The organism is Streptomyces coelicoflavus (genome assembly GCF_045041415.1).
GTDB classification, from domain to species: domain Bacteria; phylum Actinomycetota; class Actinomycetes; order Streptomycetales; family Streptomycetaceae; genus Streptomyces; species Streptomyces coelicoflavus.
Map to the genome: position 1 here is coordinate 6,120,825 of NZ_CP108218.1, position 23,345 is coordinate 6,144,169.

A 23,345-nucleotide genomic window follows, 5' to 3' on the forward strand; every position below is an offset into this window, starting at 1 on the left:
GCGCGACCAGCCACGTACTACCGGCAGTCGCCCACGGGCCCCGCGCCCCGACCCATGAGGCGCCTGATCACGCGGTCCCGTAAATTGACGGCATGGCAACATCCCTCCCGGCGCTGCCCAACTCCCGCACCGAACCCGACGGTTCCGCGGTCATCCGCGTCCTGAGCTACAACATCCGCTCGCTGCGCGACGACACCGACGCCCTTGCCCGCGTCATCAAGGGCTGCGCGCCCGACCTGGTCCTCCTCCAGGAGGCCCCCCGCTTCTTCCGCTGGCGCAAGAAGATCACCCGGCTCGCCGCAGCGTCCGACCTGGTCTTCCTCTCGGGTGGCGGCCCCGCCGCCGGCCCCGCCCTGCTCTGCTCCCTGCGGGCCACCGTGGAGCGCACCGAGGACGTGCTGCTCCCGCTCACCCCGGGCCGGCACCGCCGGGGCCTCGCCACCGCCGTGGTCCGGATCGGCGGCGCCCGTATCGGCGTACTCAGCACCCACCTGTCGCTGCGGCCCGACGAGCGCCATGAGCAGGCCGGCCTGCTCCTCGACCACCTGACAGCCCTGGGCGTGCCGCACGCCGTCGCGGGCGGCGACCTGAACGAGCGCCCCGGCGGCCGCACCTTCCGGCGGCTCGGTGACGGGCTGCGCGACTGCTGGACCGCCGCGCCCTGGGGCGGCGAGTACACCTTCCCCGCGACCGCCCCGGACCGCCGTATCGACGCGGTCTTCGTCACCGAGGGCATCGAGGTGCTGGGCTGCGGGGTGCCGTCGGGACTGGCCGGGGTGGCCGAGGAAGACCTGAGGGCGGCCACGGACCACCTCCCGGTCCTGACCGCCCTCCGCGTACCCGCGACCGCCTGACCCCGGGGCCCGGCCGCCCGGCCCACCGTGCCGCGCGGCCGCACCACCGCACCGCGTCGGCTACACCACCGCACCGCGTCGGCTACACCACCGCGCCGCGCCCCGGATCGTCGTCGTCCTCGTCGCCCGTCCGCATCCGCACGACCAGGGTGGCGAAGCCGCCGAGGAAGCCGCCGATGCTCAGCGTCGTCAGCCACCAGGTCATGTCCCAGCCGAGCATCACCGCCAGCAGGAGCAGCACCGGGCCGCCGAGCACGCCCAGCCAGGCGAACTTCGACGTGGGGTCCGCGTCGGGCAGCGGCGGCGGCTCGGGCGGCACGAAGTGGCCCTCGTCGTCCGCGTCGAAGTCGTCGTCGGACGGCTCGGCGGGCGTGTGGTCGCGGGGACCCACGCCGGGCGCGAACGCCACGGAGCCGCCCAGAGGACGGTCCGAGGCGGGCCGGTCCGCCTCGGGCTTCCGGTCGTTCACCTCGGGTTCGAGCAGGGCCAGGTCCTCGACCGACTTGAACGGCTTGGCACCCGGCGGGTCCGGGGGCTCCTCCCCGTACCCGGCGACGATCGCGTCCCAGGCGGCGCCCTCGTCGAAGGGCGTGCCCTGCGCCTCGGGCCCGCCGTCCGCCGCGCGCTCCCGTCCCTCGCGGTGCTCCCGCTCCAGGTCCCGCTCCTCGCGGTCCTCACGGTCGGAGTCGTGCTCAGCCACCTGCGGCCGTCCCTTCCTTGCCGAGACCGGGCACCGGTTCCCCGACGGAACCGGGCGCGAGCCGGCCGATGAACGCGACGCTCTCCGCGAAGATCCGGTCCGCATCGTGGTCCAACGTCGCCACGTGGTAGCTCTGTTCCAGCAGGATCTCCGTCACGTCCGTCGACGACACCCGGCCCAGGATCCGCGCCGAGTCGGCCGGCGGCACCACATGGTCCCGCGGGCTGCGCAGCAACAGCAGCGGCTGCGTCACCTGCGGCAGGTCGCCGTCGGCGAGCCGGAAGAAGGCGCGCAGCGAGTGCGCCGAGTGCAGCGGCACCCGGTCGTACCCCAGCTCCGCGCTGTGCGGCTTGGCGATGTCGCTGGCGATGCCCTTCGTCGCGGGCACCAGGTGGCGCAGGACCGGAAGCGCGTGCTGGGCGACGCCGTGCATCCGGTTCGCCGGGTTCACCACGACGACGCCCTGCACCGCGTCCCCGTGCTTGGCGGCCAGCCGCAGCGCCAGCGCGCCGCCCATGGACAGGCCGGCCACGAAGACCCGCCCGCAGCGCTCGCGCAGGGCGCGCAGCTCGCGGTCCACCTCCGCATACCAGTCCTGCCAGCCCGTGACCTGCATGTCCTGCCAGCGCGTGCCGTGCCCGGGCAGCAGCGGCAGCGCCACGCTCAGGCCACGCGCGGCCAGGTACTCGGCCCAGGGGCGCAGCGACTGCGGGGAACCGGTGAAACCGTGACAGAGGAGGACGCCGGCCTCCCCGCCCTCGTGGCGGAACGGCTCGGCTCCGGGCAGGACCGGCACGTCTCGGTCTCCTGTCGTCAGGGGGGACTCGCGGGTCTTTCACCGTACGCGACCGGACTGACACCGACCAGGGCCGTCGGGGCCATTGACGGTGTCCCGGGTTAAGGTCTGAGCCACAGACACCAGGAGGCACTCGGTTGTTGTACGGCACGATGAAGGTCACCATCGGGGGGTCGCTGAAGCTCGCCTTCCGGCCCTGGGTGGAGGGCCTGGAGTACATCCCGGCCGACGGCCCCGCCATTCTGGCGAGCAACCACCTGTCGTTCTCCGACTCGTTCTTCCTGCCCGCCGTCCTCGACCGCAAGGTGACCTTCATCGCCAAGGCCGAGTACTTCAACACCCCCGGGGTCAAGGGCAGGCTGACCGCCGCGTTCTTCAAGGGCGTGGGCCAGCTCCCGGTGGACCGTTCCGGCGCGCGCGGCGCGGGGGAGGCCGCGATCAAGAGCGGCATAGAGGTCCTGGAGCGCGGCGAGCTGTTCGGCATCTACCCCGAGGGCACCCGCTCCCCGGACGGCCGCCTCTACCGCGGCAAGCCGGGCGGCCTCGCGCGCGTGGCCCTCGCCACCGGCGCACCCGTCGTCCCGGTCGCCATGATCGACACCGAGAAGATCCAGCCGCCCGGCCAGGTGATGCCGAAGCTGATGCGCCCCGGCATCCGGATCGGGAAGCCGCTGGACTTCACTCGCTACCAGGGCATGGAGCACGACCGCTTCGTGCTCCGCGCGGTGACCGACGAGGTCATGTACGAGATCATGAAGCTCTCCGGCCAGGAGTACGTCGACATGTACGCGACCGCCATGAAGCGGCAGCTCGCGGAGGCGGCGAAGGCCGAGAAGGAAGCGGGCAAGGCCGAGAAGGAAGCGGGCAGGGCGGCGAAGGCCGAGAAGGACCGGGCCGGGTCGTAGCCCGGCAGGGCCCGGGGAGGGGGGACATGGCCAGGCGCGAGAGAGTCATGAGGATGTCGGTCGAGCTGCCGCTGTGGCGCGCGCTCGCCGGCTACCGCGTGCTCACCATGCTGTACGCGATCGGCTTCTTCGCCACCGCCTACTCCGGCTTCGCCCGCCCCTGGCTCGCCGTCGCCTACTACGCCGTCCTCTTCGTCTGGACCCTGGCCACCCTCCCCAAGGTCACCAACGCCGCGAACTGCACCAAGCGGTTCCTCGCCGCCGACCTTACCGTCGCGCTGACCGGCATCCTGCTCACGCCCTTCGCCGACGCCCACGAGCGGGTCATGGACGGCGGCCCGACCCTGCCGTCGATATGGACCGCCGGTTCCGTGCTGGCCTTCGCCATCAAGGGCGGCTGGCGCTGGGCGGCCGTCGCCTCCACCCTGGTCGCCGTCGCCAACCTGGTCGAACGCGGCACCCCGGCCCGCGACACCGTCCACAACGTCATCCTCGTCTGGGTCGCCTCCATCGCCATCGGCTACGTCGTCGAGGTCGCCCGCGCCTCCGAGCGCACCCTCGCGCGTGCCCTGGAGATCGAGGCGGCGACCCGGGAACGCGAGCGGCTCGCCCGGGACATCCACGACAGCGTCCTCCAGGTGCTGGCGATGGTGCAGCGCCGGGGCGCCGTCATCGGCGGCGAGGCGGCCGAGCTGGGCCGGCTCGCCGGTGAGCAGGAGGTGGCCCTGCGCACCCTGGTCTCCCGCGGTCTGGTGCCCGTCTCCCGCGTGTCGGAGGACGCCGCCGAGGGCGCGGTCGTACGGGTGGTCGAGGAACCGGAGGGGGACGGGACGGCCCCGGACGGCCCCGTGGACCTGCGCGATCTGCTCGCCCCGTACGCCGGCTCGCTGGTGAACCTCGCCGAGCCGGGCGCCCCGGTCCTCCTCGCCCCGGGTGCCGCACGGGAGCTGGCGGCCGCGGTGGGCGCCGCCCTGGACAACGTCCGCGAGCACGTGGGCGAGCGGGCCCGCGCGTGGATCCTGGTCGAGGACGAACCGGACGAGGTGATCGTCACCGTCCGCGACGAGGGGCCCGGCATTCCGGAGGGGCGGCTCACCGAGGCCGAGGGCGAGGGGCGGCTCGGCGTGGCCCAGTCGATCCGCGGGCGGCTGCGGGACCTCGGCGGCACGGCCGAGCTGATCTCGGTGCCCGGACAGGGCACCGAGGTCGAACTGAAGGCACCGAAGAAGACCGCCGGCACCGGCGGCAGTGGCACCGCACGGGGGAAGGCAGCGCACCATGAGTGAACGGCAGGACGGCGAACGGCAGGACGCCGGACGGCAGGACGCCGGACGGAAGGACGTCCAACGGCAGGACGGCGAGCGACCGGACCCGATCAGGGTCATGGTGGTCGACGACCACCCGATGTGGCGCGACGCCGTCGCGCGGGACCTGGCCGAGTCCGGCTTCGACGTGGTCGCCACCGCCGGCGACGGCGACCAGGCGGTGCGCCGGGCCGCGGCCGTCGCGCCCGACGTCCTCGTGCTCGACCTCAACCTGCCCGGCAAGCCCGGCGTCCAGGTCTGCAAGGAGGTCGTCGGGGCCGACCCGAAGCTGCGCGTCCTCGTCCTCTCGGCGAGCGGGGAGCACGCCGACGTGCTGGAGGCGGTCAAGTCCGGCGCGACCGGATACCTGCTCAAGTCGGCCTCCACCGAGGAACTGCGGGACGCGGTGCGCCGTACCGCCGCCGGCGACCCGGTCTTCACCCCGGGTCTCGCCGGACTCGTCCTCGGCGAGTACCGCCGCCTGGCCTCCGAACCGGCGCCCGCCGCGGGCGCCGACGACCCCGGCGCGCCCCGGCTCACCGACCGGGAGACCGAGGTGCTGCGCCTGGTCGCCAAGGGGCTGAGCTACAAGCAGATCGCCGAACGCCTCGTCATCTCCCACCGCACCGTGCAGAACCACGTCCAGAACACCCTCGGCAAGCTCCAGCTGCACAACCGGGTGGAGCTGGTGCGGTACGCGATCGAACGGGGTCTGGACGACGCCTGACCCACGCGGGACAGTGGCCTCAACCACCCACCCTGGCAAAGGGGTTGTGCGATGAAGGTCGGAGTACTGACCGGAGGCGGCGACTGCCCCGGGCTCAACGCCGTCATCCGGGCCGTCGTCCGCAAGGGCGTCCAGGAGTACGGCTACGACTTCACCGGCTTCCGGGACGGCTGGCGCGGCCCCCTGGAGGGCGACACCGTCCCGCTCGACATCCCGGCCGTCCGCGGCATCCTGCCCCGCGGCGGCACCGTCCTCGGCTCCTCGCGCACCAACCCGCTCAAGCAGCGGGACGGCATCCGGCGCATCAAGGACAACCTCGCCGCACTCGGCGTCGAGGCCCTCATCACCATCGGCGGCGAGGACACCCTCGGCGTCGCCACCCGCCTCGCCGACGAGTACGGCGTGCCCTGCGTCGGCGTCCCCAAGACCATCGACAACGACCTGTCCGCCACCGACTACACCTTCGGCTTCGACACCGCCGTCGGCATCGCCACCGAGGCCATCGACCGGCTGCACACCACCGCCGAGTCCCACATGCGCGTCCTGGTCGTCGAGGTCATGGGCCGGCACGCCGGCTGGATCGCCCTCCACTCGGGCCTGGCCGGCGGCGCCAACGTCATCCTCATCCCCGAGCAGCGCTTCGACGTCGAGCAGGTGTGCGCCTGGGTGACCTCCCGCTTCCGGGCCTCCTACGCCCCGATCGTGGTCGTCGCCGAGGGCGCGATGCCGCGCGACGGCGACATGGTGCTCAAGGACGAGTCGCTGGACTCCTACGGGCACGTCCGGCTGTCCGGGGTCGGCGAGTGGCTGGCCAAACAGATCGAGAAACGCACCGGCAACGAGGCCCGCACCACCGTCCTCGGCCACGTCCAGCGCGGCGGCACCCCCAGTGCCTTCGACCGCTGGCTCGCCACCCGCTTCGGACTGCACGCCATCGACTGCGTGCACGACGGGGACTTCGGCAAGATGGTCGCCCTGCGCGGCACGGACATCGTCCGCGTCCCGATCGCCGAGGCCACGGCCCGGCTGAAGACGGTCGACCCGGCGCTGTACGAGGAGGTCGGTGTCTTCTTCGGCTGACCCCGGTCCGGCGGTCCCCGGGGACCTGCCGCTGACCGGCGAGGGTGGGCCGAGGGCCGTATATTCGGCCCGGAGCCCACCACGACGGGAGCGGTCATGGAGATCCTTGCCTTCGGCGTCCAGGCCGACGAGAAGCCCCTGATCGAGCGGGCCTTCGGCGATCACGAGGACGTCCGCTGCCTGGACGTCTTCCTCAACGAGGACACCGCCCCCATCGCGGCCGGCTACGAGATCGTCTCCACCTCCGTCAACGCCGACCTCGGCGCGGACGTCCTGGAGATCCTCGCGGCCGGCGGCACCCGGATGGTGGCCCAGCGCTCCACCGGCTTCAACAACGTCGACCTGGACACCGCCGAGCGGCTCGGCATCACCGTCGCCCGGGTGTCGTACTACTCGCCCCACTCGGTCGCCGAGTTCGCCTGGGCCCTCGCCATGGCCGTCAACCGGCGGATCGTGCGCGCCTCCATCCGCACCCGCGACTTCGACTTCCGCCTCGACGGCCTGATGGGCCGGGACCTGCACGGCCGCACCGCCGGCGTGCTCGGCACCGGCAAGATCGGCGAGGCCTTCGCCCGGATCGCCCACGGCTTCGGCATGCGCCTGCTCGGCTGGGACGTCGCCGAGAACCCGGCCTGCGCCGAACTGGGCATGCGCTACGTCCCGAAGGACGAGCTGCTCGCCCGCTCCGACCTGATCACCCTGCACGTCCCGCTGATGGCGGAGACCCGGCACCTGATCGACGCCGCCGCGCTGAAGGCGATGCGCGACGACGCCATCCTGATCAACTCCAGCCGCGGCGGCCTGGTCGACACCGCGGCCCTGGTCGGCGAGCTGCGCGCGGGCCGCTTCGCGGGCGTGGGCCTGGACGTGTACGAGGCGGAGGCGGGCCTGTTCTTCCTCGACAAGTCCCTGGAGGCCGTCGAGGACGACACCCTGGCCCGCCTCGTCACCTTCCCCAACGTCCTGGTCACCTCCCACCAGGCCTACTACACCGAGGACGCCGTCGGCCAGATCGTCGACACCACGGTGCGCAACGTCCTCGACTACCGGGAGGGCCGCCGCTCGGAGAACGTGCTCGTCCCGCGCAGCTGACCGGCCAGCTCCCGCACGATCGCGGTGCCGTTCAGCGTCAGCACCGACTCGGGGTGGAACTGCACCCCCGCGAAGCCCGCGCCCCGCAGCGCGTGCACCTCGCCGCCCGCCGAGCGGCTCACCTCGACGCCGTGCGCGGCCAGTTCGGCGGCCGCCGCGTCGTCGCAGCGCGCGGTGAAGCTGTTGTAGAAGCCGACCGTCTCCCGGCGCCCGAACAGGTCGATCTCCGTCTGCGCCCCCTGGTACGGCACCTCCTTGCGGACGATGTCCAGACCCAGCTCCGCCGCGATCAGCTCGTGGCCGAGGCAGACGCCGAGGACGCCGTGCCGGTGCCCCGCGATCACCTCGGCGGTCAGGGACCGCAGGAAGCGCATCTTCGGGTCGGCCGGGTCCGAGGGGTCCCCGGGGCCCGGCCCCAGCACCACCGGGCCGCCCTCGTGCCCCAGCACCGCCTCGCGCAGCCCCGGCTCGTCGTACCGCCGTACGCTCACCGCGAGCCCCGAGGAGCGCAGCACGTGCGCGAGCATCGCCGTGAAGGTGTCCTCCGCGTCGACGACCAGGGCGTGCCCGGACAGCTCGGCCGACGGCTCCCGCATCCGCAGCCAGAACGGGGCCAGGGCGGCGCGGCGCCCGTCCAGCGCGGCCCGCACCCGGGGGTCGTCGGCCAGCCGCGGACGCCCGGCCTCCGTGCGCGGCCGGGACGGGCGTACGCCCAGCGCCGCCAGCACGCCGGCCGCCTTGGCGTGGGTCTCGGCGACCTCGCCCGCCGGGTCCGAGCCGCGCACCAGCGTGGCGCCGACCGGCACCCGCAGCCGCCCTGCCGCGTCGATGTCGGCGGTGCGGATCAGGATGGGGGAGTCGAGCGTCTGCGGTCCGTCCGCCCGCCCCGGTCCGTCGCCCGGGTCCCGGCCGAGCAGCGCCAGCGCGCCCGCGTAGTAGCCCCGTCCGCCGGTCTCGTGCCGCTCGATCACCCGGCAGGCGTTCTGCACCGGCGAGCCGGTGACCGTCGCCGCGAACATCGTCTCCCGCAGCACCTCCCGCGCGTCCAGGGAGGACCTGCCGCGCAGTTCGTACTCGGTGTGCGCGAGGTGCGCCATCTCCTTCAGCCGCGGGCCGACGACCACGCCGCCCATGTCGCCGACGGTGCACATCATCTTGAGCTCCTCGTCGACGACCATCGACAGCTCCTCGATCTCCTTGCCGTCGGCCAGGAAGTCCAGGAGGTGCTCGGGGGTCGGCCCCTCGGCGGGGTAGCGGTACGTGCCGCTGATCGGGTTCATGACGACCGTGCCCCCGGACATCCGCACGTGCACCTCCGGGCTGGCGCCCACCAGCGTCCGCTCCCCGGTGTGCACGACGAACGTCCAGTACGCACCCCGCTCGCCCTCCAGCAGCCGCCGGAACAGCGCCAGCGCGTCGGCCCGCCCGAACCCGGGGATCCGCCCCTCGTACGTCCGCCGGATCACGAAGTTGGCCCCCTCCCCGCGCCCGATCTCCTCGTCGAGGACCCGGCCGACGGTCCGCGCGTACTCCTCGTCACCGACGTCGAAGCCCCCGCCCTCGACCCGCACCTCGTGCGCGGGCAGTTGCGCCAGCGCCTCGGCGAGCGGGATGCCGTGGCGCTCCTCGGGGGTGAGCATCAGCAGCGGGGTGCCGTCGTCGCGGACGTCGAAGCCGCGTTCGCGGATCTGCCGGAAGGGGACGAGCGCCAGACCCTCGTCGGGCAGGTCGGCGAGTCTGTCGTGCTCCGTGACCGGGCCCAGCAGCAGTTCCACGAGGTCGTGGTCGTGGCCGGGGGCGCGGCGGCGGAGCAGGGCGAACGGGCGGGGGTCGGCCAGGAGGCCGTCGAGCGGTGTCATGGTCCGGGTCCTTCTCGGTTGTCGGAGAGGAACGGACCCGGCTCGGAGAACGCCGAAGGCCGCCCCTCGGGCGGCCTTCGCGGAGTCTTGAGTCGCGCGCAGTCAGTGGGCCGCCGGATGAGCGGTCCACCACCAGTTCTGGGTCGAGTGCGCGAACATGCCGTCGACCCTAGCGCATCCGCGCCCGGGTCGACGGCGGTTGCCTCAGATGATCATGCCGTACGTGTTCCAGCCGCCGCCGATCCTGGTGCGGCCCTTGAACGGCGCCGAGGCGCTGCCGGTGCCCTGGTAGTACCAGAGCACACCGTCCTTGTCGCGGGCGATCAGGTCCGGCACTCCGTCGCGGTTCAGGTCGCTCGGTCCGTTCAGCACGTCGTAGACGTACCAGCCGCCGCCGACCCGGGTGCGGGACTCGAACACGGCCGACGCGTCGCCCGTGCCCTTGTACAGCCACAGGACGCCGCTCTTGTCGCGGGCGACGAGGTCCGGCTTCCCGTCACCGGTGAGGTCGCCGGTGTCGGTCAGCGTGTTGTAGACGTACCAGCCGCCGCCGATCCGGGACTTGGTCTCGAAGGGCGCGGCGGTGTTGCCGGTGCCCTTGTAGAGCCAGAGCACGCCGCTCTTGTCGCGGGCGATCAGGTCCGGCCTGCCGTCACCCGTGAGGTCCCGGGCGCCGGTGATCGTGTCGTAGACGGACCAGCCGCCGCCGACCCGGGTGCGGGACTCGAACGGCTCCGTCATGTCGCCGCTGCCCTTGTAGTACCAGAGCACACCGCTCTTGTCGCGGGCCACCGCGTCGCCGGTGCCGTCGGCGCGCAGCGCCGTGAGCGTCGTCACCGCGTTGTAGGTGTTCCAGCCGCCGCCGATGCGGAAGCGGCCGAAGAACGGCGCGGACGCGCTGCCGGTGCCCTGGTACTGCCACAGCACGCCCGAGGAGTCCCGGCCGAGGACGTCGTACCGGTCGGTGCCCGGGTCGGGCGCGGTGCCCTTGACCAGCTGGACGTCGGCCGTGCGGACGTAGCCGATGCGGTGGTTGTAGCGGATCGGGTAGTACGTGGTGTCGCCCACCACCACCGTGCGCGAGCCCTCGCCCGAACCGTCGATGTTGCCGCTGTTGTAGTACGAGCCCTTCATGGCCCCGCCGGCCAGGGCGTACTTCTGCCCGGCCAGGACGCCGTACTTGGTCAGCGACTCGTTGTTCTTGCTCTGGACCGGCACTCCGGTGCCCGTGTACGCGCCGTCCTCGGGGTAGGCGCGCCCGTACACCGGGATGGAGCTCGCCCCGGCCTTGGCCGTGACCACGTCCGGTGTGCCGGCGGGGGTGGCGAACTGGCCGCCCCGGTTGTGGAACCAGGCCTTCTTGCCGCCGTACCAGATGGCCGTCCAGTCCTGTCGGGCCTCGGCGACCACGAACTCGCCGCCGGCCAGGACCTTGTTGCCCCAGTTCCAGCCCTCGGTCCAGGTCTGGCTGCCCAGGTACGGGTCGGTGAGCGTGGCCGAGGAGGTGGACGGCGAGGAGTACAGGTAGGTGAAGTTCGCCGGCTGCTTGGGGACCGAGGAGCCGCCGTTGGTGATCTTCGGCTGGTTGGCCGTGGTGAACGGCGGGACGACGCGGATCACCTGGCCCGCCCTGTACGGGCCGCCCGGGCCCTCGGCGCCGGTGGGGGCGCCCAGCAGGTCCATGTAGTGGTTCCAGTCCCAGAACGGGCCCGGGTCCCAGTGCTGGGACTTCACGTTGCCGTCCAGGACGCCCGGGACCTCGTCGTGGCCGAGGACGTGCTCACGGTCCAGCGGGATGTCGTACTTGCCGGCCAGGTACTTCACCAGCGCGGCCGAGGACTCGTACTGCGGCTCGGTGTACCAGCTGCCGTCCTTGATCGCGTAACCCTCGTGCTCGATGCCGATCGAGTGCATGTTGAGGGTCTTGTTGGCCGCGTGCCACGCCTCGTTCTTCGTCTCGACCATCTGGGTGACCAGACCGTCGGAGGCCCGGATCAGGTAGTGGGCGCTGGCGTACGAGTACGAGTTCTGGAAGACGCCCAGGGCGCTGCTGTAGCTGCCCTCGGTGTCGTGGATCACGATCGAGGTGATCTCGTGGCCGGCCGTGGGGCGGCTCGCGACGTTGTAGTTGCCCCAGTCGTCGATGCCGCCGTTCTGCTTGTAGGCGGCGGGACGGAAGTCGCAGTTCAGACCGGACGGGCACTCGGGGGTGGGGGCGGCGGAGCCCGCGGCCAGCTCCAGGTCCGTCGTCTTCTTCGGCTTCACCGCCGGGTCGGCAGGCAGCGTGAGGGACTGGCCGTCGCCGGTGACGCGCTTCTCACCGGTCTTGATCGACTCGAACACGCGCTTGGCGAAGAGCTGCGCGCCCTTGTGGTCCGGGGCCTGGCTGGCGCGGGCCACCGCCGGGTACCAGGCGCCGGGGTCCTCGGGCAGCGAACCGGTCGCGTCCTTCTGGTACTTGGCCAGCAGCGCGGCGCCCGCCCGGATGCTCTCGCCGGTGTCGCTCTGCACCTTCTCGGCGGACGCGTCGATGAGGCCGGCCGCCTCGTCCAGGGTGTGCAGCCGCGGGTCGTCGGTGTCGACGGGCTCCTCGTCGAGGCTCTCGAGGGCCTTGTCGGCGTCGAAGTGCTTCTCGACGACCGGGTCGCCGCTGCGGTTCATGTGCTCGAGCCGGTGCTCGCGCTCCTCGGCCGCGTCCTTGTTCTCCAGGCTGTCCGCGTCGACGTCCGTGAGGCCCATGACGTTGTACGCGCCGGTGGTGCTCGGCAGCCCGTCGTGGTCCTCCCAGCGCGTCTGCCGGTACGAGACCGCCATCAGCACGCTCTGCGGGACGTCGAACTCCTCGGCGGCCTGCTCGAACTCGCTCTGCAACCGGGCGCCCGGGGCCACGGCCGCCTGGGCGGCGTCCGAGCCGAGCAGACCCGGCGAGGCCAGGGCCAGGCCACCGGCCGTGGCGGCGACGGCCACCGCCGAGGCTATGCCGTAGACGAGCAGTTTCTTCTTCTTGCGGTCTCTTCGGTGATCCGCGCTCAAAACCCCACCCCGGTATGCCCTCGATATGAATATGTATGTACGTCGTCCGTGCTGTGAACTTCGGAGGCGCGTGAGGTTACCAATCCTGCGGCGGCGGGCCGCGGCGGGGTCCCGTCTCACCTGTCGGGCGAGGGGAAAACCGCGTTGCGCGACCCCGTAGTGTTAAGGGGTGACCGTGAACGCTAAGACCAGCCCGAGCGCTGGCAACACCTGGCGAGACCTGCCCGCGGCGCAGCAGCCCGAGTACCCCGACACCGAGGCTCTGCGCGCAGTGATCGCGGACCTCGAGTCGTATCCGCCGCTCGTCTTCGCGGGCGAGTGCGACCAGCTGCGTGCCCGGATGGCGGCCGTCGCCAAGGGAGAGGCGTTCCTCCTCCAGGGCGGCGACTGCGCCGAGGCCTTCGACGCGGTGTCCGCGGACCACATCCGCAACAAGCTCAAGACGCTGCTCCAGATGGGCGCCGTCCTCACCTACGCCGCCTCCGTGCCCGTGGTGAAGGTCGGCCGGATCGCCGGCCAGTACTCCAAGCCGCGCTCCAAGCCGACCGAGACCCGCGACGGCGTGACGCTGCCGACCTACCGCGGCGACTCGGTGAACGGCTTCGACTTCACCGAAGCGGCCCGGATCCCGGACCCCGAGCGGCTCAAGCGCATGTACCACGCCTCGGCGTCCACGCTGAACCTGGTGCGCGCCTTCACCACCGGCGGCTACGCCGACCTCAGGCAGGTGCACGCCTGGAACCAGGACTTCGTGAAGTCCTCCCCCTCCGGCCAGCGCTACGAGCAGCTCGCCCGGGAGATCGACAACGCGCTGAACTTCATGCGGGCCTGCGGGACGGACCCGGCCGAGTTCCAGACCGTCGAGTTCTTCTCCTCGCACGAGGCGCTGCTGCTGGACTACGAGTCGGCCCTCACCCGCGTCGACTCGCGCACCGGGCAGCTGTACGACGTCTCCGGCCACATGGTGTGGATCGGTGAGCGCACCCGGCAGCTGGACCACGCGCACATCGAGTTCGCCTCGCGGATCCGCAACCCGATCGGCATCAAGCTCGGCCCGTCCACCACGGCCGAGGAGGCGCTCCAGTACATCGAGCGCCTGGACCCCGAGCGCGAGCCCGGGCGGCTGACCTTCATCGTCCGGATGGGCGCGGACAAGATCCGCGACAAGCTCCCGGAGCTGGTGGAGAAGGTCACCGCGTCCGGCGCCACCGTCGCCTGGATCACCGACCCGATGCACGGCAACACCTACGAGGCGGCCTCCGGTCACAAGACCCGCCGCTTCGACGACGTGCTCGACGAGGTCAAGGGCTTCTTCGAGGTGCACAAGTCGCTCGGCACCCACCCGGGCGGCATCCACGTCGAGCTGACCGGCGACGACGTCACCGAGTGCGTGGGCGGTGGCGACGAGATCTTCGTCGACGACCTGCACCAGCGCTACGAGACGGCCTGCGACCCGCGGCTGAACCGCAGCCAGTCGCTCGACCTGGCGTTCCTGGTGGCGGAGATGTACCGGGACCAGTGACGGCCGGCCCCCGCCCGGGGCCGGTGAATGGGGCGCGGGTCACACACGATCCGCGCCCCCTTCCCTTTTGTCGATCTTGCGTGATGGGTAAGGTTAGGTTTGCCTCACCGATCAACGGGCCCTCCGGTCGTCGGTACGGCACGACCTTGTACCCCGCCCGGGAGGTGAACCGCGTGTTCGTCTGCAGCTGCTTCGGTGTCACCGAGGAACAGGTGAAGAGTCACGCGGAGGCCGGTGCGTGCACGCCCCGGCAGATCGCCTCCGCCTGCAAGGCGGGCACCGACTGCGGCGGCTGCGTACGCCGCATCCAGGCCCTGCTCGGCCGCGGCGCCTGCCCCCGCCGGCAGCTGGCCGACCAGGGCGCGCCGGTCCTCGCGGAGCTTCCCGAGGCGGCCTAGACCCCCTAAAGGGATCCCGGTCCCGACGGGTCCGGCTGGGTCTGCTCGATCACCGTCGACAGGTACAGCGACTCGCCCAGCTTCTCGATCAGGTCGAGCTGGGTCTCCAGGTAGTCGATGTGGTGCTCCTCGTCGGCGAGGATCGCCTCGAAGACATTGGCCGACGTGATGTCGTGCTTGGCCCGCATCACCTCGATGCCCCGGCGCAGCCGGTCGATCGCCTCCAGCTCGATCTCCCGGTCGGCCTGGAACATCTCGGTCACGCTCTGGCCGACCCGCACGTGGAAGAGCCGCTGGTAGTTCGGCAGGCCGTCCAGGAGCAGGATGCGGTCGGTGAGCACCTCCGCGTGGCGCATCTCGTCGAAGGACTCCGCGCGCGTGTACTTCGCGAGCTTGGTCCAGCCCTTGTGGTCCTGCAGCTTCGCGTGCAGGAAGTACTGGTTGATGGCCGTGAGCTCGGCGGTCAGCTGCTCATTGAGGAACTCGATGACTTCCGGGTCGCCCTGCATCGCTTGACGCTCCTTCGAACGGGAACAGGCGTGTTGCGCGGCATGATTGCACCGGCGTCGAAGATCGTCCAGTAAGTGTTGACTTAGTAAGTAAGTACAGGCTTAGTCGCCTTGGTGGGGATTGGCAGAGGTTTGCCCGAATGTAAGTGGGGCGGGTCAGGGGCATCGGTCCGGGTCTGTCAGGATGGAGGCATGGGTCAGCCGGTGGAACACGGATCGGGAGAAGACGGTTCGCAAGGAGCGTCGCGGTTCGAGCTCCCGCCGGGGCAGCGACTCCAGCGCGGCTGGCCGGTCACGCACTACGGCCCGGTCCCCAAGTTCCGGCCGGAGCGCTGGGAGTTCCGGGTGTTCGGGGCCACCACCGACGACGAGAAGCACGCCTGGACCCACGACGAGTTCACCGCCCTGCCGTACACCACGGTCGTCGCCGACCTGCACTGCGTCACGAAGTTCAGCATGCTCGGCTCGGAATGGGGCGGCGTCCCGGCCACCACGATCCTCGGCCTCGCCCCGCCCGCGCCCGCCGTCACCCACGTGATGGTGTGGGCCGAGTACGGCTTCAGCTCCAACCTCACGCTGTCCGACTTCGCCGCTGAGCGCACCCTCTTCGCCACCCACAAGGACGGCGAGCTGCTCACCGCCGAGCACGGCTTCCCGCTGCGGCTGATCGTCCCGCACCGGTACGCCTGGAAGGGGCCCAAGTGGGTCCGCGGCATCGAGTACATGACCGCCGACCGGCGCGGTTTCTGGGAGGAGCGCGGCTACCACAACATCGGCGACCCGTGGCGCGAGCAGCGCTACTCCTACCAGGAGGAGCCCGGGGACGGCCCCGAGCTGTGACCCGTCGCGGCGCCCTCGGGGGTCAGCCGTCGCGCAGCTTCTTCAGCCGCTCCACGTCCGCCGCGTGCCCCTCCTTGCCGCCGGGCGTCTCGATGACCAGCGGCACGCCCTCGGTCGCGGGGTGCGTCATCAGCGCCCGGAAGGGGTCCTCACCGATGTGACCGGCGCCGATGTTCTCGTGCCGGTCCTTGTGCGCTCCCGCCACGTCCTTGGAGTCGTTGGCGTGGATCAGCTTCAGCCGGCCCTCGCCGACCGTGTCCACCAGCAGGTCGAGGGTCTGGTGCATGCCGGAGGGGCCGGTCAGGTCGTGGCCCGCCGCGAAGATGTGGCACGTGTCCAGGCACACGCCCAGCTTCGGATGGGCGTCCAGCGCCTCGAAGTACGGCCCGAAGTCCCAGGTCCGCGAGCACAGGGAGGCGCCCTGCCCCGCCGTCGACTCCAGCAGCAGGTACGGGTCGTCGTCGTGGGTCAGCTCGTCGAGCAGGGGAAGCATGTGCTCCCGCACCTGCTTCAGCGCCACCGACCGGTCCCGTCCGCCGGTGGCGCTCCCGGTGTGCACGACCACGCCGAGCGCCCCGATGGCCCGCCCGCGCCGCAGCGAGTGCCGCAGCGACTCCACCGACCGCTCCACCGTCGCCTCGGTGTGCGAACCGAAGTTGATCAGGTACGGGGCGTGCACGTACGCCGGGATTGACCCGGCCGCGCAGGCCTCGCGGAAGGCCTCGTCCTGCTTCGGGTTGCCGGCCGGGGTGGCCCAGCCGCGCGGGTTGGCGACGAAGACCTGCACGGTCTCCGCCCGCAGCTCACGGGCGTAGGACAGCCCCACGGAGTGCAGTCCGCCGGCCACCGGGACGTGGCCGCCGACGGGGTTGCGGGGGAGGCCGGTCCGGACGGCGGGTGACGGGGCCGTGGGGGAGGGGGTGGACTGTTGACTCTTCACCCATCCAGGGTGTCATGCGGCCGGCGGTGCCCCGTCACCTGATGGTGATCTTGATGGTGGACCCCTCGGGAGCCGTGTCCCCGCCGTCCACGGACTGCTTCTTGACGGTGTCGCCGAACAGCCCGAGCAGCCCGCGGTCCTCGTCCACGTCGAAGCCCGCGTCCTCGAGCTTCCGCTTGGCGTCGTCCACGCTGTCGCCGACCACGTCCGGGACCTCGATCATCCGGGGGCCCTTGGACAGCGTGAGCGTCACCGTGTCGCCCTCGGCCGCCCGGCCGCCCGGGTCCGGCGTCTGCCGGGCCACCCGGCCGCTGTCGTAGTCCGAGTTCACCCGCCCCTCGGCGACCTTCACCTTCAGGCCGGCCTCCGTCAGCTCGGCCTTCGCGTCCTCCAGGTCGTCGCCGGTGACGTCCGGGACGTCGACCGGGCTGCCCTTGCTGACCACCAGGGCGACCGCGGAACCCGCGCGCACCGTGGTGCCCGATCCGGGCTTGGTGGAGATCACGAAGCCCTTGGCCACCTCGCCGCTGAACGCCCGGGTCACCATGCCGGGCTCCAGCCCCTCGTCCTCCAGCAGCGTCCGTGCCTTGTCCAGCCGGTATCCCGACACGTCCGGCAGCTTCACGGTGTCGGGGCCGTCGGAGACCGTGAGCGACACCGAGTCGTTCTTCCGGATGCGGTCGCCCACCCCGGGGTCGGTGCTGATGACCTTGCCGCGCTCCACGGTGTCGCTGTAGGCGTGCTTCACCTTGCCGACGTCGAGACCGGCGTCGTCCAGCCGGTCCCGGGCCTGCGCCTCGGTCTTGGACAGCAGCGGCGGCACCTTGGTGAACTGGCCGGAGTTGATGTACCAGACGCCCGTGCCGACCCCGAGCACCAGCAGGACGGCCACCACGATCGCCAGCGGACCGCGGCGCGGGCGCGGCAGGCGGGAGCGGGGCGGGGCCGGCGGGGGAGCCGTCAGCCGGCTGGTGCGGTGGACGCCGTCCGCGGGGAAGCCGCCGTGCGCGCCGTCGCCCTCGTCCTCGTTGACGGGCAGCGGACGGGGCATCGTCAGGGCGCGCGGGATCACGCTCGTGCGGTCCTCGGCGTTGTCGTGCTCCGCGGCGAGCGCCTGCGGCGGCGCCGCGTCCAGCTGGTCCGCGCTCAGTGCCTCGCGCGCCTCGCGGGCCCGCGCGAGCAGCGCCACGGCGTCGTGCGGCCGGATCTCCGGGTTGCGCGCCGTGGCGGCGGCGACCAGCTCGTCCAGCTCGAACGCCATCCCCGGCACGGCGGCCGACGGCGGCGGCACGTCCTCGTGCAGATGCTTGTAGAGCACCGCGGCGGGCGAGTCGCCGTCGTGCGGCTTGTCGCCGGTCAGCATCTCGTACAGCAGGACGCCGCACGCGTACACGTCGACCCTGGGGTCGGCGGTGCCGTGCTCGATCTGCTCGGGCGCCAGGTAGGAGACGGTGCCGAGGACGGCGCCGGTGGTGCTGGTCACGGTGTTCACGGCGCGGACCAGGCCGAAGTCGGCGACCTTGACCCGGCCGTCGTCCCCTATCAGCACGTTCTCCGGCTTCATGTCCCGGTGCACGAAGCCCGCCCGGTGCGCGGCACCGAGCGCGGCGAGGACCGGCTCCAGGATGTCCAGCGCGGCCCGCGGCCTGAGCGCCCCGCGCTCGCGCAGCACGTCCCGCAGGGTGCAGCCCGCGATGTACTCCATCGCCAGGTAGACGTACGCCCCCTCGGCCCCCTGGTCGAAGACCTGGACGACATTGGGGTGGTCGAGCCGGGCCACCGACTTGGCCTCGCGGATGAACCGCTCGACGAAGGTGGCGTCGGTCGCGAGTGTCGGGTGCATCACCTTCAGCGCGAGCACGCGGTCCAGGCGGGTGTCCACGGCCCGGTAGACCGTGGCCATCCCGCCGACCGCGATCCGCGCCTCGACGCGGTACCGGCCGTCGAGCACCTGCCCGACGAGAGGGTCCTGAAGGGTCGTGTCCACGCAGGCGAGTCTACGAGCCGCCACCGACACCCCACGTCGCCGAGCGGATTCGGGCCGGTACTGAAGCGCATCTGTGACGTACATGGCTGCGGGCAGTCGTGCCTCCCCCAGTGCCTGAACGGCCTGGGAGGTACCCCCCAGGGCGGCACGGGTGGGCCCAGCGGCACCCCGCTACGCCGGGCTGCGTGCCCACCCCCCCCGGGCCCTCTGCGACGCCGGTGCCTAGAAGGCGGGTCGCTCCGGATCCAGCACCGCCAGGCCCTCCGCAGGAGACGACGCCTCGGCGAAGTGCCGCCGGGGAATCCGCCCCGCCCGCCGCGCCAACCGCCCCGCCTCCACCGCGGAGCGCATCGCGGAAGCCATCAGCACCGGCTCCTGCGCCCGCGTCACCGCCGAGGCGAGCATCACACCCGCACACCCCAGCTCCATCGCCAGCGCCACGTCCGACGCCGTACCGGCCCCCGCGTCCAGGATCACCGGCACGCGCGCGTGCTCCACGATCAGCTGGAAGTTGTGCGGGTTGCGGATCCCGAGCCCGGACCCGATCGGCGAGCCCAGCGGCATGACCGCCGCACACCCGACGTCCTCCAGCTTCCGCGCGAGCACCGGGTCGTCGTTCGTGTACGGCAGCACCGTGAAGCCGTCGTCGACCAGCGTCTCCGCCGCGTCCAGCAACTCGACCGGGTCCGGCAGCAGCGTGCGCTCGTCGGCGATGACCTCCAGCTTGACCAGGTCCGTACCGAGCGCCTCCCGCGCCAGCCGCGCGGTGAGGACGGCCTCCCCGGCGGTGAAACAACCGGCCGTGTTCGGCAGCACGCGGATGCCGAGCCGCTCCAGCACGGACAGCACGGAGCCGTGCACCGAGGCGTTCACCCGCCGCATCGCGACGGTCGTCAGCTCCGTCCCGGAGGCCACCAGCGCGCGCTCCAGCACGTCCAGGCTGGGCGCCCCGCCCGTACCCATGATCAGGCGGGACCCGTACGACGTACCGCCGAGGACGAAGGGATCGTCGGCCATGGTCAGCCTCCTTGGACAGCGGTGAGGACCTCGACGCGGTCGCCCTCGGCCAGCGTGGTGGCGGCCCACCGCGCGCGCGGGACGACGGTTTCGTTGAGGGCGGCGGCCACTCCGGACGGTGCCGCGGTGAGCGTGCCCACCAGCGCGTCCAGGGCCGTGCCGGGAGCCACCTCGTGAGGCTCGCCGTTGACGGAGATGTTCATGCGGGCTGCTCCGAGAGGTGCGGGAGTGGTGAAAGCGCGGCGTCGGCGCCGAAGCGGCGCGGGGTGAAGGGGCGGGCCTCGGCCGGCAGCTCCCCGGTGGTCAGCGCGTGCGCCATGACGTCGCCGGTGACGGGGGTGAGCAGGACGCCGTTGCGGTAGTGGCCGGTGGCCAGCAGCAGGCCGTCCAGAGCGGTCGGGCCGAGCAGCGGGGCGTTGTCCGGGGAGCCCGGGCGCAGACCCGCGCGGGTCTCCGTCAGCGGCAGTTCCGTGATGCCGGGAACCAGCTCGTGGGCGTCGCGCAGCAACTCGTAGACGCCGCCCGCGGTGACCGTCGTGTCCCAGCCCAGCTCCTCGCTGGTGGCGCCGACGACCAGCTCGCCGCTCTCCCGGGGCACCAGGTAGACGTGGTTGCCGCGCACCACGGCGCGCACGGTCCGGTTCAGCAGCGGTCCGTGCGCCCCCGGCATCGTCAGCCGCAGCACCTGCCCCTTCACGGGCCGCACCGGCGGCAGTACGGCCTCCGGCACGCCCGCGAGCCGCCCGCTCAGGCTGCCCCCGGCCAGCACCACCCGCCCGGCCTCCAGCACGGTCCCGTCGGCCGTGACGACGCCCGTGGCCCGCTCGCCGCCGCGCCCGACGCCGAGCCGGGCGGCCCACACCCGGTGGAAGACGACGCCCGCCCGTTCGCAGGCGGTCACCAGCGCGCGGGCGAGGCGGCGGGGGTCGATCTGGTGGTCGCCGTCCACCCGGAGCCCCCCGCGCACGCCCGGCGCGAGCATCGGCTCCAGACGCCGGCACTCGCGCCCCGACAGCCACTCCGACTCCAGGCCGCAGCGCTGCTGGAGTGCGTGCAGCTCGCGCAGGTGGGCGCGGTCGTCGGCGTCCAGCGCGACGGCGAGTGTGCCGCAGCGCCGGTACCCGAGGTCCTGGCCGGTCGCCTCGGTCAGCTCGGCCGCGAACTCCGGGTAGCGGCGGGCCGAGGCGAGGTTCAGCGCGAGCAGCGTCTCCTCGCCGTAGTGCAGCTCCGTCACGGCGGCCAGCATCCCGGCCGCCACCTGGGCCGCGCCGCCGCCCGGCTCGGGGTCCACGAGGGCGGTGACCAGCCCGCACCGCGCGGCTCGCCAGGCGGTGACGAGCCCGACGATCCCGCCGCCGACGACGAGGACGTCGGGTGCTCGAGACGTACGAGGCGTGTGCGGAGGCGTGTGTGGTGGAGACGACATGGGCGTCCAGCCCCTCCCTTCGCCGGCATGACCCGGATCAGGTTCGTACGGTCGGAGGCCGCCAGCCTCCCTCTCAGCCCGGTGCGTCCGGGCTCCCGCGAGTGCCTTACGTTGGCCACCCTAGCCCGCAGAGCTGCGCACCTGTAAGGGAGCCCGTACCCATGGCCCGTTCGGTCGACGGTCTCGTCCTCGCCCCCGTCGCCGACCAGGCGCCCGGTCAGGTGGGCGCCCGCACCCGGTTCACCTACCACGAGCAGGACGGCGCCGTGTGGGCCGAGTACGCGGGCGGCGACATCGTCCGCGGTCGGCTGGTGGGCACCCGGGAGGGCGACCGCCTCGACTTCCGGTACGTGCAGCTGGGGACCGACGGCAGCACGTCGTCGGGGCACTGCGTGTCGGTCGTCGTGGACCTGCCGGACGGGCGGGTGCGCCTGGACGAGACCTGGGAGTGGGAGTCGCGGCCGGGCAGCGGTACGAGCGTTGTGGAGCAGCTCACCGAGCACGGGCACTGACCGGCGGAACGCCGGGTGTCTATGGTGATCAGGTGAGCGAGCAGACGCGGGAACGGGGACAGGGGCCGGCGGCGGACGCGGAACGCCGGGTGGTCGTGGTGGGCGCCGGGATGGCGGGCGTGCAGACCGCGGTCGCCCTGCGGGAACAGGGCTTCACCGGCCCGGTGACCCTGATCGGCGCGGAGCCGCACCAGCCGTACGACCGCCCCCCGCTCTCCAAGGCCGTCCTGCTCGGCACCGCCGAGGGCTCCGCCTTCGACGTCGACTTCGAGGCCCTCGGCATCACCCTGCGGCTGGGCTGCGAGGCCCTGGGCGTCCGCCCCGGCGACCACGTCCTGGACACCTCCGAGGGACCCGTGCCGTACGACCGCCTCGTCCTGGCGACCGGTGCCGAGCCGGTCCGGCTCCCCGGCGCCGACGGCGTGCCCGGCGTGCACCTGCTGCGCACCCTGGACGACGCCGAACGGCTGCGCCCGGTGCTGGCCCGGCAGCACGACGTCGTGGTCGTGGGCGCGGGCTGGATCGGCGCCGAGTTCGCCACCGCCGCGCGCGAGGCGGGCTGCGCGGTGACCGTGGTGGAGGCCGCCGACCGGCCGCTGGCCGACGCGCTGCCCGCCGAGGTGGCCGCGCCGATGACCGCCTGGTACGCCGACGCGGGCGCCGAACTGCGCACCCGCGCGCGCGTGGAGCGCGTCGAGCCGGGTGGACCGGGCGAGCCCGCCCGGGTCCTCCTGGACGACGGCACCCGGCTGCCCGCCGGCGCGGTCGTCGTCGGCATCGGCGCCCGCCCGGCCACCGGCTGGCTCGCCGGCTCCGGCATCGCCCTCGGCGCGCACGGCGAGGTCCTGGCCGACGACCGCCTGCGCACCTCCGCGCCGGACGTCCACGCGGTGGGCGACTGCGCCTCCTTCCCGTCCGCCCGCTACGGCGAGCGGCTGCTGGTGCACCACTGGGACAACGCCCTCCAGGGACCGCGCACGGTCGCCGCCGACATCGTCGGCACCCCGGGCGGCGAGGACCCGGCGGCCTACGACCCGGTGCCGTACTTCTGGTCCGAGCAGTTCGGCCGCTTCGTCCAGTACGCCGGTCACCACACGGCCGCCGACACCACCCTGTGGCGCGGCGATCCCGCGAGCCCGGCCTGGACGGTCTGCTGGCTGCGCGAGGGCCGCCTGGTCGCCCTGCTGGCGGTGGGCCGTCCCCGCGACCTGGCGCAGGGCAAGCGTCTGATCCAGGCGGGTACGGCGATGGACCCGGACCTGCTGGCCGACCCGGCGAAGCCGCTGAAGGCGGCGACGGCGGCGGCGTAGTCCGGTTTCCGAGTGTCAGTGCCAGGTGGCAGGCTGGGGGCGTGACCGAGATTGACGCAAAGACCGATGCTCTCGTGCCCGCCTGGCTCACCGTTCCCGACATCGCCGAGATGCTCGGCGTCGAGGTGACCCGGGTACGCCAGCTGATCAAGGAAGGCCAGCTCATCGCCGTCCGCCGCGGTGAGAACCGCGCGCTGCACGTCCCCGCGGCCTTCATCGACGAGGACAAGGTCGTCAAGGGCCTGGTCGGGACCCTGACGCTGCTGCGGGACGACGGCTTCACGGCCGAGGAGATGCTGGAGTGGCTCTTCACGCCGGACCCGAGCCTGCCCGGCACCCCCGCCCAGGCGCTGACCGAGAACCGCGGTACGGAGGTGAAGCGCCGCGCCCAGGCGCTCGCCGTCTGACCCGCCGCATCGTTGATCCGCGGCATCGCTGAATCGCCGCGTCGCTGATCTGCGGCACCGCTGATCTGCGGCATCGCTGATCCGCCGCGTCGCCGATCCGCGGCACCGGCGACCCGCCGCGTCGCCG

23 protein-coding genes and 1 riboswitch are annotated in these 23,345 nt (G+C 72.6%); of the genes, 12 read left to right on the plus strand and 11 right to left on the minus strand.

The features are described from left to right. Positions 1-92 precede the first annotated feature (92 nt). Positions 93-854, plus strand: a complete 762-nt coding sequence (locus OHA99_RS27410; RefSeq protein WP_405698270.1) for an endonuclease/exonuclease/phosphatase family protein — start codon at positions 93-95, stop codon at positions 852-854. Between the two features lie 82 nt (positions 855-936). Here the strand turns inward: OHA99_RS27410 and OHA99_RS27415 are convergent, their stop codons facing one another. Beyond that, positions 937-1,554, minus strand: a complete 618-nt coding sequence (locus OHA99_RS27415; protein WP_153180259.1) for a hypothetical protein — start codon at positions 1,552-1,554, stop codon at positions 937-939. Next, complete coding sequence (locus OHA99_RS27420; protein ID WP_153180260.1) at positions 1,547-2,350, minus strand: carboxylesterase; 804 nt, start codon at positions 2,348-2,350, stop codon at positions 1,547-1,549. The genes OHA99_RS27415 and OHA99_RS27420 overlap by 8 nt, the downstream gene beginning before the upstream one ends. Before the next feature lie 152 nt (positions 2,351-2,502). Between OHA99_RS27420 and OHA99_RS27425 the strand changes: the two genes are divergently transcribed. The 5 genes from OHA99_RS27425 to OHA99_RS27445 all read left to right on the plus strand — a co-directional run bounded on the left by OHA99_RS27425 (position 2,503) and on the right by OHA99_RS27445 (position 7,458). After that, the gene (locus OHA99_RS27425) at positions 2,503-3,255 is read left to right on the plus strand and encodes a 1-acyl-sn-glycerol-3-phosphate acyltransferase (protein ID WP_164386525.1); all 753 of its coding nucleotides are present in this window, start codon (positions 2,503-2,505) and stop codon (positions 3,253-3,255) included. 26 nt (positions 3,256-3,281) lie between these two features. Next, positions 3,282-4,541, plus strand: a complete 1,260-nt coding sequence (gene macS, locus OHA99_RS27430) for a MacS family sensor histidine kinase (RefSeq protein WP_153180262.1) — start codon at positions 3,282-3,284, stop codon at positions 4,539-4,541. After that, on the plus strand, positions 4,534-5,286 hold the full coding sequence (locus tag OHA99_RS27435; protein ID WP_366472039.1) for a response regulator transcription factor: 753 nt from the start codon (positions 4,534-4,536) through the stop codon (positions 5,284-5,286). The genes macS and OHA99_RS27435 overlap by 8 nt, the downstream gene beginning before the upstream one ends. A 51-nt stretch (positions 5,287-5,337) precedes the next feature. Further along, positions 5,338-6,366 carry a 6-phosphofructokinase gene (locus tag OHA99_RS27440; protein ID WP_153180263.1) on the plus strand — a complete coding sequence of 343 codons (1,029 nt, stop codon included), beginning with the start codon at positions 5,338-5,340 and terminating at the stop codon, positions 6,364-6,366. A 96-nt stretch (positions 6,367-6,462) separates the two neighbouring features. After that, complete coding sequence (locus OHA99_RS27445) at positions 6,463-7,458, plus strand: 2-hydroxyacid dehydrogenase (RefSeq protein WP_366472040.1); 996 nt, start codon at positions 6,463-6,465, stop codon at positions 7,456-7,458. Here the strand turns inward: OHA99_RS27445 and OHA99_RS27450 are convergent. The 3 genes from OHA99_RS27450 to OHA99_RS27460 all read right to left on the minus strand — a co-directional run bounded on the left by OHA99_RS27450 (position 7,410) and on the right by OHA99_RS27460 (position 12,350). Continuing rightward, complete coding sequence (locus OHA99_RS27450; protein ID WP_381498609.1) at positions 7,410-9,317, minus strand: anthranilate synthase family protein; 1,908 nt, start codon at positions 9,315-9,317, stop codon at positions 7,410-7,412. The two genes, OHA99_RS27445 and OHA99_RS27450, sit on opposite strands and share 49 nt — an antisense overlap. Positions 9,318-9,419: 102 nt before the next feature. Further along, complete coding sequence (locus OHA99_RS27455; protein ID WP_071528813.1) at positions 9,420-9,476, minus strand: trp operon leader peptide; 57 nt, start codon at positions 9,474-9,476, stop codon at positions 9,420-9,422. A gap of 45 nt (positions 9,477-9,521) precedes the next feature. Continuing rightward, positions 9,522-12,350, minus strand: coding sequence for an N-acetylmuramoyl-L-alanine amidase (locus OHA99_RS27460; RefSeq protein ID WP_405698271.1), 2,829 nt, complete (start codon positions 12,348-12,350; stop codon positions 9,522-9,524). A 169-nt stretch (positions 12,351-12,519) separates the two neighbouring features. Here OHA99_RS27460 and OHA99_RS27465 point away from each other — a divergent pair, with 169 nt between their 5' ends. Then, on the plus strand, positions 12,520-13,872 hold the full coding sequence (locus OHA99_RS27465) for a class II 3-deoxy-7-phosphoheptulonate synthase (protein WP_003976701.1): 1,353 nt from the start codon (positions 12,520-12,522) through the stop codon (positions 13,870-13,872). 164 nt (positions 13,873-14,036) lie between these two features. Beyond that, positions 14,037-14,270, plus strand: a complete 234-nt coding sequence (locus tag OHA99_RS27470) for a bacterioferritin-associated ferredoxin (RefSeq protein ID WP_030869393.1) — start codon at positions 14,037-14,039, stop codon at positions 14,268-14,270. A 5-nt stretch (positions 14,271-14,275) separates the two neighbouring features. Here the strand turns inward: OHA99_RS27470 and bfr are convergent, their stop codons facing one another. Further along, a complete protein-coding gene (bfr, locus tag OHA99_RS27475) occupies positions 14,276-14,779 on the minus strand; it encodes a bacterioferritin (RefSeq protein WP_007448529.1) in 504 nt (167 codons plus the stop codon). A 192-nt stretch (positions 14,780-14,971) separates the two neighbouring features. Here bfr and OHA99_RS27480 point away from each other — a divergent pair, with 192 nt between their 5' ends. Continuing rightward, positions 14,972-15,619, plus strand: coding sequence for a sulfite oxidase-like oxidoreductase (locus OHA99_RS27480; protein WP_007448508.1), 648 nt, complete (start codon positions 14,972-14,974; stop codon positions 15,617-15,619). A 22-nt stretch (positions 15,620-15,641) separates the two neighbouring features. Here the strand turns inward: OHA99_RS27480 and OHA99_RS27485 are convergent, their stop codons facing one another. From OHA99_RS27485 to thiO, 5 genes are all read right to left on the minus strand, one after another. Next, positions 15,642-16,559 carry a deoxyribonuclease IV gene (locus OHA99_RS27485; protein WP_405698272.1) on the minus strand — a complete coding sequence of 306 codons (918 nt, stop codon included), beginning with the start codon at positions 16,557-16,559 and terminating at the stop codon, positions 15,642-15,644. 34 nt (positions 16,560-16,593) lie between these two features. Beyond that, positions 16,594-18,546: a Stk1 family PASTA domain-containing Ser/Thr kinase gene (pknB, locus tag OHA99_RS27490; RefSeq protein ID WP_194280114.1), complete on the minus strand. Its 1,953-nt coding sequence runs from the start codon at positions 18,544-18,546 to the stop codon at positions 16,594-16,596. A 222-nt stretch (positions 18,547-18,768) separates the two neighbouring features. Then, entirely contained in the window at positions 18,769-19,563 is a 795-nt protein-coding gene (locus tag OHA99_RS27495; RefSeq protein ID WP_164244071.1) for a thiazole synthase, read from the minus strand. A 2-nt stretch (positions 19,564-19,565) separates the two neighbouring features. Next, positions 19,566-19,766, minus strand: a complete 201-nt coding sequence (thiS, locus tag OHA99_RS27500; RefSeq protein WP_164385094.1) for a sulfur carrier protein ThiS — start codon at positions 19,764-19,766, stop codon at positions 19,566-19,568. Continuing rightward, a complete protein-coding gene (thiO, locus tag OHA99_RS27505) occupies positions 19,763-20,989 on the minus strand; it encodes a glycine oxidase ThiO (protein ID WP_405698273.1) in 1,227 nt (408 codons plus the stop codon). The genes thiS and thiO overlap by 4 nt, the downstream gene beginning before the upstream one ends. Then, positions 20,987-21,098: riboswitch (TPP riboswitch) on the minus strand. It overlaps the preceding gene by 3 nt. A 52-nt stretch (positions 21,099-21,150) precedes the next feature. On the opposite strand from thiO, the gene OHA99_RS27510 reads away from it, so the two are divergent. From OHA99_RS27510 to OHA99_RS27520, 3 genes are read left to right on the plus strand one after another with little or no spacing between them, the layout of a single operon-like run. Then, positions 21,151-21,501 carry a hypothetical protein gene (locus OHA99_RS27510; RefSeq protein ID WP_164385096.1) on the plus strand — a complete coding sequence of 117 codons (351 nt, stop codon included), beginning with the start codon at positions 21,151-21,153 and terminating at the stop codon, positions 21,499-21,501. Positions 21,502-21,533: 32 nt separating this feature from the next. Then, the gene (locus tag OHA99_RS27515) at positions 21,534-22,811 is read left to right on the plus strand and encodes an FAD-dependent oxidoreductase (RefSeq protein ID WP_366472045.1); all 1,278 of its coding nucleotides are present in this window, start codon (positions 21,534-21,536) and stop codon (positions 22,809-22,811) included. A 41-nt stretch (positions 22,812-22,852) separates the two neighbouring features. Then, on the plus strand, positions 22,853-23,218 hold the full coding sequence (locus OHA99_RS27520) for an Rv2175c family DNA-binding protein (protein WP_153180272.1): 366 nt from the start codon (positions 22,853-22,855) through the stop codon (positions 23,216-23,218). Positions 23,219-23,345 lie beyond the last annotated feature (127 nt).

Bases quoted from the DNA above. Each gene is read 5' to 3' on its own strand.
- OHA99_RS27410 (WP_405698270.1), top strand. From the start codon at position 93: ATGGCAACATCCCTCCCGGCGCTGCCCAACTCCCGCACCGAACCCGAC.
- OHA99_RS27425 (WP_164386525.1), top strand. From the start codon at position 2,503: ATGAAGGTCACCATCGGGGGGTCGCTGAAGCTCGCCTTCCGGCCCTGG.
- macS (WP_153180262.1), top strand. From the start codon at position 3,282: ATGGCCAGGCGCGAGAGAGTCATGAGGATGTCGGTCGAGCTGCCGCTG.
- OHA99_RS27435 (WP_366472039.1), top strand. From the start codon at position 4,534: ATGAGTGAACGGCAGGACGGCGAACGGCAGGACGCCGGACGGCAGGAC.
- OHA99_RS27440 (WP_153180263.1), top strand. From the start codon at position 5,338: ATGAAGGTCGGAGTACTGACCGGAGGCGGCGACTGCCCCGGGCTCAAC.
- OHA99_RS27445 (WP_366472040.1), top strand. From the start codon at position 6,463: ATGGAGATCCTTGCCTTCGGCGTCCAGGCCGACGAGAAGCCCCTGATC.
- OHA99_RS27450 (WP_381498609.1), bottom strand. From the start codon at position 9,317: ATGACACCGCTCGACGGCCTCCTGGCCGACCCCCGCCCGTTCGCCCTG.
- bfr (WP_007448529.1), bottom strand. From the start codon at position 14,779: ATGCAGGGCGACCCGGAAGTCATCGAGTTCCTCAATGAGCAGCTGACC.
- OHA99_RS27480 (WP_007448508.1), top strand. From the start codon at position 14,972: ATGGGTCAGCCGGTGGAACACGGATCGGGAGAAGACGGTTCGCAAGGA.
- OHA99_RS27495 (WP_164244071.1), bottom strand. From the start codon at position 19,563: ATGGCCGACGATCCCTTCGTCCTCGGCGGTACGTCGTACGGGTCCCGC.
- thiS (WP_164385094.1), bottom strand. From the start codon at position 19,766: ATGAACATCTCCGTCAACGGCGAGCCTCACGAGGTGGCTCCCGGCACG.
- thiO (WP_405698273.1), bottom strand. From the start codon at position 20,989: ATGTCGTCTCCACCACACACGCCTCCGCACACGCCTCGTACGTCTCGA.
- OHA99_RS27510 (WP_164385096.1), top strand. From the start codon at position 21,151: ATGGCCCGTTCGGTCGACGGTCTCGTCCTCGCCCCCGTCGCCGACCAG.